Origin of the sequence: Mucilaginibacter sp., assembly GCF_028288225.1 — a bacterium.
Lineage (GTDB): Bacteria > Bacteroidota > Bacteroidia > Sphingobacteriales > Sphingobacteriaceae > Mucilaginibacter.
In genome coordinates this window covers 24,616-42,633 of record NZ_JAQBOC010000074.1, presented here as the reverse complement: position 1 = coordinate 42,633, position 18,018 = coordinate 24,616, and the positions used below count along the sequence as shown (strand labels likewise).

General features: G+C 39.8%; 15 protein-coding genes. 6 read left to right on the top strand and 9 right to left on the bottom strand.

The window, feature by feature from the left end; genetic code table 11:
- Window positions 1-66: 66 nt before the first annotated feature.
- Window positions 67-831: a 23S rRNA (guanosine(2251)-2'-O)-methyltransferase RlmB gene (gene rlmB / locus JWQ54_RS21635; RefSeq protein ID WP_299589259.1), complete on the bottom strand. Its 765-nt coding sequence runs from the start codon at window positions 829-831 to the stop codon at window positions 67-69.
- 296 nt (window positions 832-1,127) lie between these two features.
- Here rlmB and dnaB point away from each other — a divergent pair, with 296 nt between their 5' ends.
- A complete protein-coding gene (dnaB, locus tag JWQ54_RS21630; protein WP_299589257.1) occupies window positions 1,128-2,696 on the top strand; it encodes a replicative DNA helicase in 1,569 nt (522 codons plus the stop codon).
- Window positions 2,697-2,706: 10 nt separating this feature from the next.
- On the opposite strand, the gene chrA is transcribed toward dnaB, so the two are convergent.
- On the bottom strand, window positions 2,707-3,906 hold the full coding sequence (gene chrA, locus JWQ54_RS21625) for a chromate efflux transporter (protein ID WP_299589254.1): 1,200 nt from the start codon (window positions 3,904-3,906) through the stop codon (window positions 2,707-2,709).
- 130 nt (window positions 3,907-4,036) lie between these two features.
- Complete coding sequence (locus JWQ54_RS21620) at window positions 4,037-4,360, bottom strand: tetratricopeptide repeat protein (protein ID WP_299589251.1); 324 nt, start codon at window positions 4,358-4,360, stop codon at window positions 4,037-4,039.
- 106 nt (window positions 4,361-4,466) lie between these two features.
- On the opposite strand from JWQ54_RS21620, the gene JWQ54_RS21615 reads away from it, so the two are divergent.
- From JWQ54_RS21615 to JWQ54_RS21595, 5 genes are all read left to right on the top strand, one after another.
- Entirely contained in the window at window positions 4,467-5,204 is a 738-nt protein-coding gene (locus JWQ54_RS21615; RefSeq protein ID WP_299589307.1) for an electron transfer flavoprotein subunit beta/FixA family protein, read from the top strand.
- A 39-nt stretch (window positions 5,205-5,243) separates the two neighbouring features.
- Complete coding sequence (locus JWQ54_RS21610) at window positions 5,244-6,221, top strand: electron transfer flavoprotein subunit alpha/FixB family protein (RefSeq protein ID WP_299589248.1); 978 nt, start codon at window positions 5,244-5,246, stop codon at window positions 6,219-6,221.
- 30 nt (window positions 6,222-6,251) lie between these two features.
- Window positions 6,252-6,854, top strand: coding sequence for a bifunctional nuclease family protein (locus JWQ54_RS21605; protein WP_299589245.1), 603 nt, complete (start codon window positions 6,252-6,254; stop codon window positions 6,852-6,854).
- Window positions 6,855-7,010: 156 nt separating this feature from the next.
- Window positions 7,011-8,270: a nucleoside permease gene (locus JWQ54_RS21600; protein ID WP_299589242.1), complete on the top strand. Its 1,260-nt coding sequence runs from the start codon at window positions 7,011-7,013 to the stop codon at window positions 8,268-8,270.
- A gap of 21 nt (window positions 8,271-8,291) precedes the next feature.
- The gene (locus JWQ54_RS21595; protein WP_299589240.1) at window positions 8,292-9,350 is read left to right on the top strand and encodes a DUF3667 domain-containing protein; all 1,059 of its coding nucleotides are present in this window, start codon (window positions 8,292-8,294) and stop codon (window positions 9,348-9,350) included.
- Between the two features lie 4 nt (window positions 9,351-9,354).
- Here JWQ54_RS21595 and JWQ54_RS21590 read toward each other — a convergent pair whose 3' ends face one another.
- The 6 genes from JWQ54_RS21590 to JWQ54_RS21565 all read right to left on the bottom strand — a co-directional run bounded on the left by JWQ54_RS21590 (window position 9,355) and on the right by JWQ54_RS21565 (window position 17,988).
- Window positions 9,355-10,389, bottom strand: a complete 1,035-nt coding sequence (locus JWQ54_RS21590) for a glycosyl hydrolase 53 family protein (RefSeq protein ID WP_299589237.1) — start codon at window positions 10,387-10,389, stop codon at window positions 9,355-9,357.
- A gap of 91 nt (window positions 10,390-10,480) precedes the next feature.
- Window positions 10,481-12,262 (bottom strand): glycoside hydrolase family 9 protein, encoded by a 1,782-nt coding sequence (locus JWQ54_RS21585; protein WP_299589234.1) that lies wholly within the window; start codon window positions 12,260-12,262, stop codon window positions 10,481-10,483.
- Between the two features lie 210 nt (window positions 12,263-12,472).
- Window positions 12,473-13,066 carry a porin family protein gene (locus tag JWQ54_RS21580; protein WP_299589231.1) on the bottom strand — a complete coding sequence of 198 codons (594 nt, stop codon included), beginning with the start codon at window positions 13,064-13,066 and terminating at the stop codon, window positions 12,473-12,475.
- Between the two features lie 170 nt (window positions 13,067-13,236).
- A complete protein-coding gene (locus tag JWQ54_RS21575; RefSeq protein WP_299589228.1) occupies window positions 13,237-14,586 on the bottom strand; it encodes a TolC family protein in 1,350 nt (449 codons plus the stop codon).
- A gap of 24 nt (window positions 14,587-14,610) precedes the next feature.
- Window positions 14,611-15,288: an ABC transporter ATP-binding protein gene (locus tag JWQ54_RS21570; protein ID WP_299589225.1), complete on the bottom strand. Its 678-nt coding sequence runs from the start codon at window positions 15,286-15,288 to the stop codon at window positions 14,611-14,613.
- Between the two features lie 300 nt (window positions 15,289-15,588).
- Complete coding sequence (locus JWQ54_RS21565) at window positions 15,589-17,988, bottom strand: ABC transporter permease (protein ID WP_299589222.1); 2,400 nt, start codon at window positions 17,986-17,988, stop codon at window positions 15,589-15,591.
- Between the last annotated feature and the right edge of the window lie 30 nt (window positions 17,989-18,018).

Below are 18,018 nucleotides of genomic sequence, written 5' to 3'. Positions count from 1 at the left end.
GATTAGGTTGATTAAGTGAGTGGTTGAAGCTTCTTAACATAATCAACCTAATCTAACTCAATCAACTTATTCAACCCGCCTCTGGCGGATCGCTTCATACAATATCACCCCGGTTGCTACTGACACATTCAAAGATTCAATTTCACCATACATGGGGATCTTGGCAAGATGATCTGCTATCCGGATAATATCATTACGTACACCGTCCTCCTCTGAACCCATTACAATGGCCGTCGGTACAGTATAATCCGGCTTGTAAATATATTCCTGGGTTTTTTCGGTACAGCAAACTAATTGCAGGCCCGATTCCTGAAGGAATTTAACAGTTTGCATAAAGTTATCATGCCGGCAAACAGGTATTTTATATAAAGCTCCCGCTGATGTTTTTATTGAATCAGGATTAATTTGTGCCGATCCCTTTGCAGGTACAACTATTGCATGCACACCACTGCACTCTGCCGTGCGGGCAATGGCGCCCATGTTGCGTACATCAGTAATAGAATCAAGCACCAAGATCAGCGGCACTTCTCCCCTCTCATATATTGTTGGAATAATGTCTTCTATCTTCTGGTAAATAATTGGCGAAATAAATGCGATCACACCCTGGTGATTCTTCATGGTAATACGGTTAAGCTTTTCAACCGGCACCTGCTGGGCAGTTATATTAAACTCATGCAGTAAAGCCCTGAGCTCATTTAGCAACTCGCCACCAATACCTCTCTGGATATATAAGGATTCGATCTCTTTGCCCGAGCGTATGGCCTCAATAACTGCACGGGTTCCAAAAACCACCTGGTTGCTCTCACGGCTTTCCCTGTTGTTGTACGACATTATAAATTAATAAATTAAGGCAGCAAAAATAGCCATATTAATTGATTTTAGCATCTATTGAACCAATGCACCGTTTTGGTTTTTTATGAATAGTTAACAATTTAAAAGTTTATCAACATGTGCTTAAATTACTGACAGTCAAATGCAATTTAAAGTTACTAACATTTTACAAACATCAGATGTTAGGCACAGGCATTGAAAATGAGGATTCTTTTAACGATTTTTTTTTTGAAAAATCAACGGATGTTAATTAATCTGATGTGGTTCCGGGTAATTTTTGTATATTTTTGTTGAGTATGATTTTGGAAAACGATAACCAGTACAATAAGCCAAATACTGACAGGAGAAACAGAGTAACCAACCCAACCCCTTATAGCGGGTTAGGGAAGCTTCCGCCCCAGGCAATTGATTTGGAAGAAGCTGTATTGGGTGCCCTAATGCTTGAGAAAGATGCATTATCTTCGGTAATCGATATTTTAAAAGCTGACGTTTTTTATAAAGATAGTCACCAGAAAATATTTGCGGCTATCCGCATGTTGTTCGAAAAGTCATCGCCGGTGGATATTCTTACTGTTACAGCTCAATTAAGGCAGCAGGGCGAGCTGGAAATGATAGGTGGAGCCTATTATATTACCGAACTTACCAATCGTGTTGCATCTGCAGCAAATATTGAATATCACTCAAGGATCATTATCCAAAAATTTATCCAGCGTGAACTGATCAGGATCTCCACGGATGTTATCCAAAGTGCATATGAAGATACATCAGACGTGCTTGATCTGTTAGACAGGGCTGAAAAAAATCTTTTTGAAATTGCTCAAAACAACCTTCGCCGCGATTCGCGCAAGATGGATGACCTGATGCATGAAGCTTTAAAGGATATTGAAGCACTTAAAGATAAAAAAGACGGCTTAACCGGTGTTGCTTCAGGGTTTACAGACCTTGACCGCATGACCTCAGGCTGGCAAAAATCTGATTTGGTTATTATCGCTGCCCGTCCTGCAATGGGTAAAACAGCCTTTGTGTTAACCTGTGCGCGTAATGCCGCGGTTGATTTTAATAAGCCTGTTGTTGTGTTCTCACTCGAAATGTCCTCGGTTCAGTTGGTAAATCGTTTAATATCCGGTGAAACTGAGATTGAACAGGAAAAGATCCGTAAAGGTAACCTGGAAGAATGGGAATGGGCGCAGATCCACTCAAAAATTGGCCGGCTTGAACAGGCTCCTTTAATTATTGACGATACCCCCGCCCTTAACATTTTCGAGTTCAGGGCCAAGTGCCGTCGTTTAAAATCACAGCATGACATACAGTTGGTCATCGTAGATTATTTGCAACTAATGCATGGTAAGGCTGCTGATGCAAAAGGCGGCGGTAACCGCGAACAGGAAATTGGTAGTATTTCACGGGCATTAAAATCTGTAGCTAAGGAACTAAATGTACCGGTTATAGCATTATCGCAATTAAGCCGTGCTGTTGAAAGCCGCCCTGGTGGATCAAAAAGGCCGATGCTTTCAGATTTGCGTGAATCTGGTTCAATTGAGCAGGATGCAGATATGGTATTATTCCTGTATCGCCCCGAATATTACGGGTTGGAAGTTGATGAAGATAACATGCCAACCGCCGGTGTAGGTGAGGTAATTATAGCAAAACATCGTAATGGTGAGACCGGAAGAGTGCGACTTAAGTTTGTGGGTAAATTTGTTAAGTTTACCGATTTAGACCAGGGAATGGACGGCTCATTTACACCAGCGAATGCTTTCTCTGGTTTAACTCCTTCAAATGAATTTGAAAAACCAAGTAACTTTATTATCAGGCCATCTAAAATGGATCAAATGGATGATGATGACGGATCGGTTCCATTTTAGTGGGCCTGCTCTAAAATATCAATCCCAAAACAATGCCGATAATAATAACTACCGGCGTTTTTATTTTGGTGAAGTTTAAAATTAAAAACGAACAAGTCATAATTAAATAAGCCATCCAGTTTAAACCAAAAGGCCTTATCAATAATATTAAAGCGGTAGCCATAAAACCTACAGCTACAGCATTTATACCGCTCAATGAGTTTTTTATCCGGGTAATTTTTTTAAGATCGTTCCAAAAAGGAACAATAAATAGGATCAGTATAAGTCCGGGAGAATTTATTCCGATAACTGCCACCACGCTTCCAAAAACCTGGCCGATTATTCCCCCACCCTTATTGCCCATGGCAATGCCTCCTAAAAATGAGGTAAACGAAAAAGTAGGGCCGGGTAAAGCCTGTTGCAATGCATAACCTGACAGAAACTCTGAACTTGTAAGATAATGCTTAACACTTACAAACTCGGTGTACATAAGCGGTACCAATACCTGTCCTCCGCCAAAAATAAGGATCCCGTTGCGATAAAAGTTTTCGAACAGGCGGATAGGCAAGCTAAATACCGAAGTTTGGTTTATAAGCGCACCAAGTGCAGCAAAAAATAAAAGGATGCCAATAAAATAAGTTACCTTATTTGGGTTTACGTTTGAAAACAGTTTAACCCGAAGCTCATTTTCCTGGGGCTGGGTTTCTAAGGCCGATGAAATAATCCCTCCCAATAAAATAAGCAAAGGAAAAGCATAAGCATTTTGCAGAATAAGGGTAGCAATAAGTGAACCTATTGCAAGCATCGTGCTAACCCTTGTCTTTAAAAACTTATTGGCAAATGAATAAGTAGCATAAGCAACAATACCCACAGCTATAGGTTGTATAAAGCGCAATATCTCAGTAAACTTAGCCTTGTTGGCAAACATGTTATAGCTAATGGCTGCAAGGCACATTATAGTTGCAGATGGCAGGATCCAGATCAGGAAGGTAATGATGGCTAGCCGCAAGCCTCCAACCTTCCATGCTATACCAACAAGGGTTTGTGTTGATGAAGGGCCGGGAAGTAATTGAGCCAAAGCGTTCAGCTCCATCAGCTCCTCCTCGGTAATATACCGTCGTTTTTCAACAAACTCACGAAGCAAAACAGCTATATGCGCCTGTGGCCCGCCAAAAGCAGTAAATGTATATAAGGTTACATCACGCAAAAAGATAAGCTGCTTGTTAGTCATTGGTGCATTGGTTCATAGTAGCTTCAATTGGTAGTTCATGGATTAAAGTTCATAGGTGATAGCTGCAATGAACGAATATTGTCTCTTTCTTTCTTTCTTAATTAATTTTCTGCTATGAACTATCAACTCCCTAATAATCATCTGTCAATTCGTTATAAACACCCTGCAATTCCGAAAAAGCATGGTTATCGTGCTGATCACGGGTTACCTTCATGCCGGTTTCATAAGTGTTTATTGCGTCCTGTTTACGTCCCAATGCTTCATACAATTTACCTAAATGGTAATAAGTACCTGCATAATCACGATGATTATTTACCAGGTCTTCATAGTATTCCAGTGCCTTATCTGTTTGATTAATACGCAGATACTCGGTCGCCAGCGCATACTTTAGAAACGGATCTTCCGGTTCATTCTTTATAAATTCCAATAGCTTCTCTAATCTGCTTATCTGCATTTTAAACTCTCTCTTTTTTAACTAAATTTGCATAAACCTATTTATGACTGAAAAACGCATTTCGTTCATTTACTTAATAGGTATTCATCTTTAAAAAAACAATATGATGAAAATCCTGGTTTGCATTAGCAATGTCCCTGATACAACGACAAAAATAACTTTTACTGATAATAACACCCAATTTAATAATAACGGTGTTCAATTTATATTAAACCCTTACGATGAGATTGCATTAGCACGTGCAATTGAGCTGACTGATGGCGGTAAAGGCACTATAACAGTAATAAATGTAGGTGAGGCAGCAACAGAGCCTACCATTCGCAAAGCGCTGGCTATTGGCGCTACTGATGCTGTGCGTGTAAATGCAAAACCTCATGATGCATGGTATGTTGCATACCAGGTAGCCGAATATATCAAGGCAAATCCCTTTGACCTGGTATTAACCGGGCGGGAATCAATTGACTATAATGGTTCAAAAGTAGCCGGCATGCTTGGCGAACTTTTGGATCTGCCTTCAGTATCTATCATAAAAAAACTAGATCTTGATGGTGATAAGGTAACTGTTGAACGTGAAATTGAAGGCGGTAAAGAAGTATTGACCATCCCCCTGCCTATTGTTGCCGGTACAGCAGAAGGTGTTGCAGAACCCAAAATACCAAACATGCGGGGCATTATGTCAGCACGCACCAAACCTTTAAATGTTATTGAACCTGTTGAAGTTAAAACATTTTCAGAAATTATTAGTTATGAAACACCTGCACCACGCGGGCAGGTAAAACTGGTTTCTGCAGATGACACTGCCAAGCTGGTTGATCTGTTGCACGAAGAAGCACGGGTTATTTAACAAAGGCCTTAATCCTATTTATGATCTTATTATAACAATATGTCAGTTTTAATTTATACGGAAAACGCGGACGGGAAATTCAAAAAATCAACATTTGAAGCCGTTTCATATGCCCGCGCCATTGCCGATCAGAATAATACCAATTTGGTTGCTATCTCCATTGGCGACGTAAGCGATGAAGAATTAACTGCACTTGGCAAATACGGGGCAGAAAAGGTTTTAAATGTTTCGACCGCGAAACTAAAAAACTTTATAAACCAGGCATATGCTTCTGTAATTGCAGAGGCCGCCAAAAAGCAGGGTGCAGATATTGTTGTATTATCCAACTCATTCTCGGGTCGTGGGTTAGCACCGCGAATTGCTGTTAAGCTGGAAGCCGGACTTGCAGATGGCGCAGTATCGTTGCCAGATCAAAGCAATGGAAAGTTTACCGTTAAGAAAACGGCATTTTCAGGAAAAGCATTTGCACTTGTTGAATTAACATCAACTAACAAAGTTATCTCGTTAACACCAAATTCCTACAAAGTAGTAGAAAAAAGTGTTTCTTCAGCTATTGAAGATTTCTCAGTGGAAGGTAATGCTTCGGATTTTAAAGCAATGATTAAGGAAATTGTGCGCTCAACTGATAAAGTTTCATTACCTGATGCTGATATAGTAGTTTCCGGAGGTCGTGGGCTTAAGGGCCCTGAAAACTGGGGAATGGTTGAAGAACTTGCAGATTTACTTGGCGCAGCTTTAGCCTGCTCAAAACCGGTATCAGATAACGGCTGGCGCCCGCATAGCGAACATGTTGGCCAAACAGGTATTGCTGTTAGTCCAAATTTGTATATTGCAATAGGAATTTCGGGTGCGATACAACATCTTGCGGGGGTTAGTTCATCAAAAGTAATTGTTGTTATAAACAAAGACCCGGAGGCCCCGTTTTTTAAAGTAGCTGACTATGGCATTGTTGGTGATGCTTTTGAAGTGGTACCAAAATTAATTGCAGCTGTTAAAGAATATAAAGCATCAGCATAAAAAAAAGAATCTGTAGTGATGGGTAATGATATGAAAAAAATAAAACTGGACATTGTTGGCTTGTCATATAGCCAAACGCAGTCTGGTGCCTATGCTTTGGTTTTGGGCGAGGTTAGCGGCCGCAGAAGGCTCCCGATTATTATTGGAAGCTTTGAAGCACAGGCAATTGCTATTGAGATCGAGAAGATGACACCCAGTCGTCCGCTCACTCATGATCTTTTTAAAAGCCTTGGCGAGGCATACAACATCAAGATTCAGGAAATTATTATTTATAACCTGGTTGATGGGATCTTTTACTCCAAGCTTATTTGTACCGATGGGAAAAAGGTTGTTGAAATTGACGCACGTACGAGCGATGCCATAGCCGTTGCCGTGCGGTTTGACTGTCCTATCTACACTTTTGAGTTTATACTTTCAACCGCAGGGATAGTAATTGAAGGGAATGATTTTGTTTACCTTGAAAACATTAATGAAACCAAGGATGACAAACCTTCAGGAACTACATCAACAAGTAGTTTTACCTCGCTAAGCGTTGATGAGCTAAAAACAAAATTACAGGAAGCCCTGGCGGAAGAATCATACGAAAAAGCTGCCAAAATACGCGATGAGCTCAATCGCAGGAAAGCATCCTGAACCTTAGATATTCCGATTAATACCCGCTAGCAAATAGTCTAAATTTTATTCTATTTTACGTTAATACTACGTTTTATAGTTTCCTGATTCACATTTATTTCATTACTTTCCGATTTTAATATAATGCTGAATATACCTTGTTTAAATTGGTAACATATGAATATTAAGTTTCGCTTAATACTGATGAACTTTATGCAGTTTTTTATATGGGGAGCATGGTTGCTTACCATTGGCGCATACTGGTTTCAAAACAAACAGTGGTCGGGGGCGCAATTCGGAGCCATATTTTCTACGATGGGCATTTCTGCGATTTTTATGCCAGCCCTTACCGGGATTATCGCCGACAGATATATCAATGCTGAAAAGCTATATGGTGTAATGCATGTACTGGGGGCGCTAACATTATTTAGTTTACCTATGGTAACTAACCCCACAACTTTTTTTTGGGTAATTTTATTGAATATGGTATTCTATATGCCGACCCTATCCCTATCAATAACTGTTGCCTATTCAGCCTTAAAAAGGAGCAATATTGATGTAGTTACAGAATATCCTCCGATTCGCATCTGGGGCACTATCGGCTTTATTGCCGCATTATGGACTGTAAGCATTACACATAATGAAACATCTGCAAACCAGTTCTATATCGCCTCGGCAGTAGCGTTGACTCTGGGAATCTATGCGTTCACGCTACCTAAGTGCCCCCCTCTTTTTAATAAAACTGACAATAAATCACTTGTGAATTCATTGGGGTTAAATGCCTTTGCCTTATTTAAAACTCCAAGGTTTGCTATCTTTTTTGCATTCTCAATGCTTTTAGGTGCAGCGCTTCAACTTACCAATGCCTATGGCGATACTTTTATCCACGACTTTAAAAATGTAGCTGAATATAAGGGCTCTATTGCTGTTAAATATCCTGCTATTATTATGTCCATATCGCAGATCTCTGAAACACTCTTTATTTTGGCTATTCCATTCTTTCTCCGGAAATTCGGGATTAAATATGTAATGTTGTTTAGTATGTTAGCCTGGGTGTTACGGTTTGGTCTTTTTGCCTTTGGAGATCCCGCCGGCGGATTATGGATGATAGTGCTGTCTTGCATCGTATATGGTATGGCGTTTGATTTCTTTAATATTTCAGGCTCCTTATTTGTTGAAACACAGGTGCCGCCTGAAATAAGAGGCAGCGCACAGGGTTTATTTATGATGATGGTGAACGGTTTTGGCGCATTGTTTGGGAGTTTTACAAGCGGTGTAATTATTGATAAATTTTTTACCCATGCTGATCAAAGCAAAAACTGGCAGGGCATCTGGCTTACTTTTGCGGGATATGCTTTAGTGATCGCCGTGATCTTTCCTTTTGTATTCAGATATAAACACAATGCAGCACTTAAGCTTGCTATAGAACATGCCTAAACAATTTCTTCAACACTAAAGATGAAAAAACATTACAGGCAGGAAAACGACTGTCTTAACTGCGGTACTTTATTAGAGGGGAAATTTTGCCATAACTGCGGGCAGGAAAACCTGGAGCTAAAGGAAAGTTTTGGCCACATGATGAACCATGCCGTAAGCGACTACTTTCATTTCGATCATCAGTTTTTTCACACATTAAAACCGCTGCTTTTTAAACCTGGTTATCTTACCAATGAATATATGGCCGGCCGGCGCGCACAGTATTTGCACCCGGTTAAAATGTATATTTTTATCAGCATTGTTTACTTCTTACTGCTGTTTAAAACCGGGCACGACGTTGTAAAGGTTAATGAAACGCCTAATAAACCGGTAACATCATCAAAACTTATTGATTCCGTTAATAATGCCGTTCTTAAAAATCATAGCCTGAGCGCCGCCCAGAAAAAGGCATTGTTAGATAAGATCAAAAAAGACGGTGTAAAAAAGGACCTTACTTCTGATGAGAAGGTTGTCAAAAGGTATAAATCGGGTTTGCTTGTATTTTCTGATGACACCACTTATGCCCAATACATTGCTAATCAACAAAAACTGCCAGAGGGGAAACGGGATGGCTTTTTTGACAGGCTGATCAACAAAAAAGGGTTTGAATATAAAGCTAAGTACGGAACAAGATCAAAAGAAGTATTTTTTGATGAGCTAAAACATAACATCCCAAAAATGATGTTCCTGATGCTTCCACTGTTTGCATTGATATTAAAGGTTACTTTTTGGCGCAATAAAAAATTCTATGTTGAACATCTGATATATTCGCTTCATTTGCATTGTTTCCTGTTCATATTTTTGGCGTTTATTATGCTGCTGCAATTGATAGCTCCATCCGTAGAGTGGTGGCAGGGCTTAATTGGCGGTTTTGCGTTTTTTTATATTGTATGGTACATCTATCGCTCATTAAGGGTTGTTTACAAACGGAATATATTCAGAACCATAACTAAACTTATAGGCATGTATTTTATGTATGTAATTGTGCTTATGCTTTGCTTTTGCGTTGTATTGGTTGTTACTGCCCTTACCCTTGCATAGGATATCAGTTTCCAAACGCATCTAAAGCTATGGTAGGTTTTCCGCTATTGTCAAAAGCGCCAAGGCCATACCCCTGCCAGTTATAAGCTTCGGGCTCCCAGTAAAAAACGCCAAGGCCATTGCCATTTGCGATAGAATTTGTTTTGGTAATAATATCCGAAAGGAAACTCCTTGCCGTAGTTGTAGCTGCTGCATTCATTCCCACCTCAACCACCATGCATGGTGTTGAGTAGCGGGTTACCATATCGTTTATATTTGACAGGCACTGGCTGTTTAAAGCAGACCAATTATCGGTTGATGGGTAAAGCGACATGCCGATAATATCCCATTGCGCGCCGTTCGCCTTTAACCCGTCAAACATCCAGCGAAACAGGCCATTATCAAACCCGTTCGAAATATGAACAATAACCTTAGTAGTACTGCTTACTGATTTTACTGCGGAATAGCCACTTTTTATAAGAGCAGCAAAGTTTGCCATGTTTTTTGATGCGCGTCCATCTTCCCAAAGCATCCCGTCGTTGGTTTCATTGCCAACCTGCACCCAATCGGGAGTAATTCCATTGGTTTTAAGCGTATTCATTACATCAACTGTGTAATTATGTACCGCGGTTTCTAATCCCGCCATATCAAGTGCCGCCCAGGCCGCCGGTTTGTATTGTTTGCCCGGGTCGGCCCAGCTATCGCTATAATGAAAATCTATCATAATCTTCAGGCCTGCACTTTTGGCGCGCAATGCTTTTGCAATTAGGTCGGCGGTGTTGTTCCATCCCCCGGCTGGGTTAACCCAGGCACGCAGCCTGATAGAATTAAACCCAAGGCTTTTCATTAAAATAAAAAGGTCTTGCTGCTTACCCGTTTTATCATAAAACTTTACACCTGACGACTCCATTTGCGTAACCCAACTGATATCAGCTCCCTTGGCAAAAGTAGATGATACGACAGGCGGCTTGTAAGTTTCGGGCTGTGGCGTGCCTGCTTTATTTGAACAGGCTAAAATCAATAATATTGAACTGCAGTAAACCCACCACCTTTTTTTCATGGCTGTATTTTTTAGATTATAAATTTGGTTAAACAAATATATGATCAGGGTCTTAAAATAAAGTGTTTATTTAACATTTATTATCATGTGCCTATAATTTACTTTGGAGCGCTTCAATTGCATTGGCTAAATAGGCAAACGGGGCGTTCCAGTTAATAGCTATTTCATTTGCTGCATAAGCCCGTTCATCGTCAATATAAGCCTCATCAGGCACAATGGATGGAACCCGGATCATATCCTGCATACCAGGATTAGGGCCACCAACTAATAAGCCTGGGATTGGGTCGACAATACCATCAGCAACTGATGGCCTGTGATGCGGATGCATAGGCGTTTTGCTCCCATAACCGGTTACATAACAATAGCCTGATCCATTGCGGCCTAAAATATAATCAAGATTGGCAAGGGCAAAATCAAGGTATTTTTTATTGGGTGATAACTTGTAAGCCCGGATCAGTGCGACACCTTCATTAGCTGCCTCGGAGTTACTTCCCCATCCAAAATGGCGGACTGATTTTGTCATTACTGTTTTATAAGCTGTTCCATCTGCCCCGCTAATCAAATTGTCAGCCAAGGCAAGCAACCTCTTTTTGAGCTCCGGTAATTCTTTTGGTGCATTTACACCCAATGAATTACCGTTTTTTATCAATGTATAGTACCCTAACAATCTTACCTGGCTCCAGGTTGGTATTGGCATATTGGTATCAGGCAAAAGATTCACTGCCTTTAAAAATTCCGGTTTTTGGGTACTGACGCATAATTCTGATGCAGCCCAAATAAATTCATCACTAAAGTCTCTGTCGCCATAGGCACCCGTTGTTATTTTAGGTTCAATTTTTTGGTTCATGGCATCCTGGTTGTAAGCAACGTTTGGGTTTTTAATCGCCCATTCCCATGCTTTGCCCGCCTGTGTTAAGCATGAATCCGCCAAACCCGGAAGCTCCTTTGGGAACTTTTTGAAGATCCGGCTTGCCTGTGCCATAACTGCTGCAAAATCAAGCGCAGCAGCTGTTCCTTTCTGTACAACATAGCGTGGCTCAGTGCCTTTTTCAGGCATTTCCATTTTATCAAATGCGGCATTGGTCAGCTTATGATAAACACCGCCATCATTAGGGTCCTGCATGGTAAGCATCCACCGCAGGTTCCACAGCACTTCGTTCAAAACATCCGGGATCTTATTCCCGCTTTCAGGAATGTTTAGCTTAACAGTTTTCATGTAAGCAGGGAAGTCTTCGTATAGTGATAATAAGGTGCTTGTAGTAATCCCGCTGTTTACAACGTATTTGTTATAGTCGCCTGCATCATACCATCCCCCCGGCGAAGAAATTGATATGCCTGACAAACGCTTATCACTTGCTGCTGATGGATGGATCGATACATTGGTATCCGGATGCCCTTCTGCCCTACTCCATTTGCCCGCATATTTTTCTTTAAGGGCAATTGAAGCGCGCATAAAATAATAAGCTTTTATACCTGCAGCTGCAACATTACGATGAACTGACCGCTTAATTTCGAAAGGATAAGAATAACCTGAACCAGGTACATATAGCAAATATTTACCTGGCTTATTGTAAGCTGTAAAATCGGCTATATCTGTAAAATAACCGTTTAAACCCGGCTTAATTGATTTTTTCAATTTGCCTGTAAATGCATTTTTCTTATCTAAAGTTTGAATATAAAAAGCATTGCTTTTGCTGTTTAAAATAATACCTGTCTTTAATCCCTCCGGATAAAAGCCTATTTGATTTAACCGGATATTTACGCTTTCATTTACTGTGGCTTCCTGGGAAAAGGCGGTTGGAATAATAAAAACTACCATAGCAGCCAGCAGCCACATTCGGGACACTATAGAGAAGTAATATTTTTTATTCATTAGGATAGGTATTTATAGTATAAATGGTTTATAAAGATATGTGCAATCCGTACAATAAGTATAAATTGATAATTAGCTATATAAATATAATACTAAACCTGCACGTTTAGAAAAGTCACAACCGTGTCAAAGCTTATAAAACAAAAGGCCTACCTTGTTGGGGCAGACCTTTTGTATAAATTAAAGATCAGTTGTTAGCAATCTGATCGCTTATATTTTAATTAAAGGCACAGCAAGGCTTAAATTAAACAAGCTAACCCTGGTATGCGAATCGCCAAATGTTTGTTTGGTTAGCCCAGCCTCGTATCGCAGATCAATAGAGATATTTTTAATGTCAACACCTGCACCGAACACCCATGCAAAGTTTTGATCCTTATAATTGAAAGACGTTGCATTACCAAAAGCGTTTCCCAGGCTATTATCTTTATTAATTGCGAAAGATACCAAAGGACCTGTATAAAAGCGGCCGCCAAATCCAAAAGCACCAACTTTACCACCAAATAAAAGCGGAACATCCAGACTTGTAAATTTTGCCTTTACAGAGGTGCCATTATCAGAGATCTCAACATTTTTAGCGGTTAGGTAAAGTTCCGGCTGAAAGTTAAAGCCTAAAGCTCCAACCCTTGCCCATAAACCGCCTAAATAGCCGGCGCGGTTACTGCTGTTAAATGTTGAACCTGAATAATTAAGCTTGGAAAGATTTACGCCCCCCTTAATACCTAATTGAAATGACGGTAGTACCTGGGCCGATGTAAAAGTAAAAGCTGCTGCAAGAATTGTTAGGGTGAGGATAAGTTTTTTCATAGTTAATAAAGGCTAATGTTGACTGTTTTGTTTTGAATTTCTTTAGGGGCCCCCAAAATTAGCAATATCCGGTCTGCATTGTTTAGTTTTAATGCAAACCGGATATTTGGTAGATTCTGGAATAAAATTAGAATAAATTTTACTAATCCAAAAAAAAGAATTTTTAAAGTTTAAAATGCCAGTTTCCCCTGGTAGTAATCTAATATTTTTGTGCGGATTAAATAGTCGTACCGCGCATTAATTAAGTTGGTGTTAGCCGCATCAAGGTTGTTTTTTGCTAATATAAACAAGTCGGATGTTATAACCCCTGCATCGAACTTGACTTTTGTAGCATCGTATGCTGCCTGGTAGGTTGCCACCTGCTGGTTAAGTTCCTGCAAACGATCATAGGCATTAGTCATATTCGCGTGTGCCTGGTCAATCTGCTGTTTAAGCTGAACTTGTGTGAAATTATTGTTATCTTTTGCATCTATCAAATCCAGTTTGGCCAGCTTTACATTATTTCTGGTTTGAAAATAATTCAAAATAGGTACCGATAAATTGAGGCTGGGCCCGTAAGATTTATTGTCTCTGAATTGCGAACTAAAACTTGCAGGTGGTGTGTTGCCATTGAAGCTATTTGAATATTGCGTATTATAACCGTAACCGAATGATAAAGTTGGATAATACTTGCCTTTTGCTGCCAGTACTTCCTTTTCTGCTGCTTTGACACGCAGATCCGCTGCTTTAACCATTGCTAAACTATTTAACGCTGATGAATATATTTCATCCGACTGTTGGGTATAAATTGCAGGTGACTGCCCAGCCTGCAGCCTTTGAAGTTTAACATCCTTTTTAAAAGGCACATTCATTGCTTCTAATAAATTTATTTTGGCCGTTAAAACTGCTGTTTGGGCATTGTAAACATTTATTTGGTCGGTACTGTGTGCGCCTTTAATATTGTAGTATTCTGCAGGTGCTACGCTACCTGCATTGTTCAGTGTGGTCTCGCGCTCAAGGTTTACTTTTGTAGCTTCAAATTGCAGGTTAGCCTGGGTAAGCTGATCCTCGGTATTTAGAACAGAGAAATACAAAGCAATTATATTTAAAGTAGTTTCGTCTTTTACCTGCTGAAAATCCATTTTCCCTGCCTGGTAAGCTAAGGAATTTTGCTTAATGCTATTTATTGCATTTAAACCATTGAATAAAAGAAAATTGCTATTAAGAGAAAAATTGGCAAATTTTGTTTGGGCGGCACTAACTGTAACGCCTGATGTATTAGTACCACGCCCGTAACTAATATTGTAAGAAGAATTAGCATTCAAATTTGGGAGAAGGTTTGCGCGTGCTTGTTGCCAAGCAATCCGGTCCCTTGCCATTTGTGTTTCGCTTTTCTTTACGTCAAGGTTATTTTTTATGGCTATATCGACACATTGCTGCAGCGTTAAAACGCTGTCCTGTACCTGTGTTTGTTGCTGGGCCTTTGTCAGTGCAGTTATTGATAAAAATAAAAGTAGTAGTGGTATTTTTTTAAAAAACATGATTTCTGTGATATTTATTTCGGGTTAGAACTTTCTTGATGATTCTACTTTACCGTCTAAAAGGTTAATAATTCGGGAACCATACTCGGCATTTTTTTCGGAGTGCGTTACCTGTATTATAGTAACCCCATCTTCCTTATTAAGCTTACGGAACAGTTCCATTATTTCTTCGCCTTGTTTTGAATTTAAGTTACCTGTAGGTTCATCAGCCAGTAACAATTTAGGTTTGGCAATCAGCGCCCGGGCAATGCCTACCAGCTGTTGCTGTCCGCCGGATAATTGTGCCGGGAAAAGATCTTTTTTACCAACTATCTGAAAACGGTCGAGCATATCGGCAACCATGGCTTTACGCTCGGCTCCTTTATAATCCTGGTAAATTAGCGGGGTCTCTATGTTTTCATATACGGTAAGCTCATCAATAAGATGATATGCCTGGAAAACAAAACCAATATATTGTTTATACAGTGCTGAGCGCTGTTTGTCTTTAAGCTGATGTACTGCATTTCCTACAAAATAATGATATCCTTCTGACTGCTCATCAAGCATGCCGATAACATTAAGTAATGTTGATTTGCCCGAACCTGACGGACCCATAATAGAGATAAACTCGCCTTCGTCAACCTCAATGTTAATATCGTTAAGTACAATGTTCTTGTTGCCGCCGGCCTGGTAGAATTTCGAAATATGCTGAAGTGATAACATTTGTTATAAATTATTGAATTAGTGATTTAGTGAATTATTGAGTTGCTAATTTATTAAATAAGTATTTGAATTAACTATAGCTTTCCCATATTCTGGTACATAAGTATCAATAACATACCAAACTTTTAAATTGCTATATATCAGATAATTGCGAATTAAACTTTAAGTAAAAACTGTTCGCTTATGTAACATGGGGCGTACGGTTATGATACAATCTTTGAGTCCGAAAGTCGGAAAGTCCGAAAGACCGAAAGATTGGGAAACAGATTCCTGTGCGTGTAAATTTTAACTGCCCACTGCCTACTCACTTCTAAGACTCTTCACCGGGTTGGTAACCGCTGCTTTAATTGATTGAAAGCTTACCGTAAAAAACGCGATCAATATAGAAAGGATCCCCGCTACAATAAAGATCCACCACTGGATACTTATACGGTAAGCAAAATCCTGCAGCCAGTTGTACATAACAAACCATGCAATTGGCCAGGCTATAACATTTGCTATGATTACTAATTTGAGAAAGTTTTTTGATAGCAATATCGTAATATTTTGTACCGATGCACCCAGCACCTTACGCACTCCTATCTCCTTTATCCGTTTTTCTGCCGAATACGATGCAAGCCCGAATAAACCAAGGCAAGATATAATGATGATCAGGCCTGCCAGGATCCCTACAATTTTGCTTACCTGGTCATCAACATGGTAAACCTCGTTAAAATGATCGTCCAGAAACTGGTATTCAAATGGAATATCGGGCACGGTGCTTTTCCACGTATTTTTTATAAAATCCAGCGCCTTGCTTGTTTCGTCGCCATTTATTTTAACAGACATGGTGCTAAATCCATCGCCCTTATAGCTCAGCATAAACAAAGTCTCAATTTTGTAATGCAGCGAATTAAAGTTGAAATCCTTAGCTATTCCTTTTATGGTGCCCAATGAATCGTACCCGAATGTTTGTCCTATTAATGATGACAAAGGCTTTTTAGGCTGATCTTTTAATAATTCTTTTGCCAGGGCTTCATTTATAATGTACTCCCTTCCCTCCTGCGGTTTCTCTCCCGAAAAGTGTTGGCCCATCAAAAGCTTGATCTTATATAACTTCAGGTAGTCTGCATCAGTTATAAGTCTTGTTGCCGTTAATTGCCGTTTAGGAGCATCCGATGGTCTGAATTCTATTCCCGACTGATCTAAATGGCTCCCTAAATTGTCCTGTGCAGCGGTTACGCCTTTTACCAGATTACTGGTTAACAGCTGCTGTTTTAAAAGATCATATTTAGCTGGTGAAACCATGTTCAGTGGAACGGTAACCACCTGATCTTTGCTGAAGCCCGGATCCTGGTGCTGCATAAAATATAATTGCTTAACCACAAGCACAGTGGCTATCATCAGGAAGATGGCGCTGGTAAATTGGCCTACCACCAAAATATTTCTTAATAGACCCTTATTTTTACCTGTTTGGATGGAACCCTTTAAAACTTTCGCGGGCTGAAAACCGGATAAATATGCAGCCGGATAGATGCCTGAAATTAAGCCCACAACAGCTGTACAGGCAATAATTAATAAGGCTACTCCTATATTACTAAAAATAGGAAGGCTCAAATCACGGTGGCTTAAGCTATTGATAAATGGCAGCGCAATTTCAACCAGTACTATTGCAAATACTAATGCTATTAATGCCAGCATTACTGTTTCGCCTAAAAACTGGATTGCCAGCTGAAAACGGTATGCTCCGATAGATTTGCGGATCCCCACCTCTTTAGCTCTTTCCGCTGATCGTGCGGTTGAAAGGTTGATGAAGTTTATACACGCAATTACCAGTACAATAAGCGCTATAGCCAGAAATAAATTGGTTAAGTTTTTATCGAACTTCTGATAGTTAAGATAGTCGAGTCCTATTGTTGCTGAATTAGCGTGAATATCTTTAATCGGCAAATAAAATAACTCATAATATTTCCAGCCATCCCCTTTCATATGTTTTTTAAGATAGGCCGGCATTTTTGCCTCAAAGGTTTTAGCATTAGTGCCGGGCGCTAATACCAAATAAGTATCTAACCAGTTACCGCCCCAGTTGGTAAACATCCAGGGCTTAAAGGTTGTATTAAATGAAAATAAGGCGTCAAATTGTAAATGTGAGTTTTTTGGAGGATTGGCAGCAATCCCTGTTACCGCATAGGTTGTGGTATCACCTCCGTAATGGGTTATCGTTTTTCCGATAGGATCATCCTTCCCAAATATTTTTTCAGCAGTTTCTTCAGTGAGTACAACGCTATGTTGTTTCAATAATGCAGTAGCTCTATCTCCCTTTATCAGCTTAAAATCAAATATGTTCAAAAAAGTAGTATCAACAAAAAAAGCCTCCGGAATAAAAACTCTTTTTTCGCCAAAAGTAAGCTGGAATTTCTCCTGCCACCTGATGCGGGTGAAATTTGTAACTTCCGGAAAATCAGCCTGCAATGCTGGCCCCATCGGGAACATGGATAGTCCCACCTTTTGTGACGATACCATACCGGGAAATTTTTGCACTTCATCAAGCTTGTAAATGTTTTTTGTATGAAAGTTGTCGAAACTTTTTTCGTACGAAACAAACAGCATGATAACAATACAGGCTGCCATTCCAACGGAAAGACCAATAATATTTATAGCCGAAAAAACCTTGTTTTTCCAGATGTTTCGCCAGGCGATCTTAAGGTAATTCTTAATCATTTTATTTGGTCATTAGTCATTTGCTTTGCT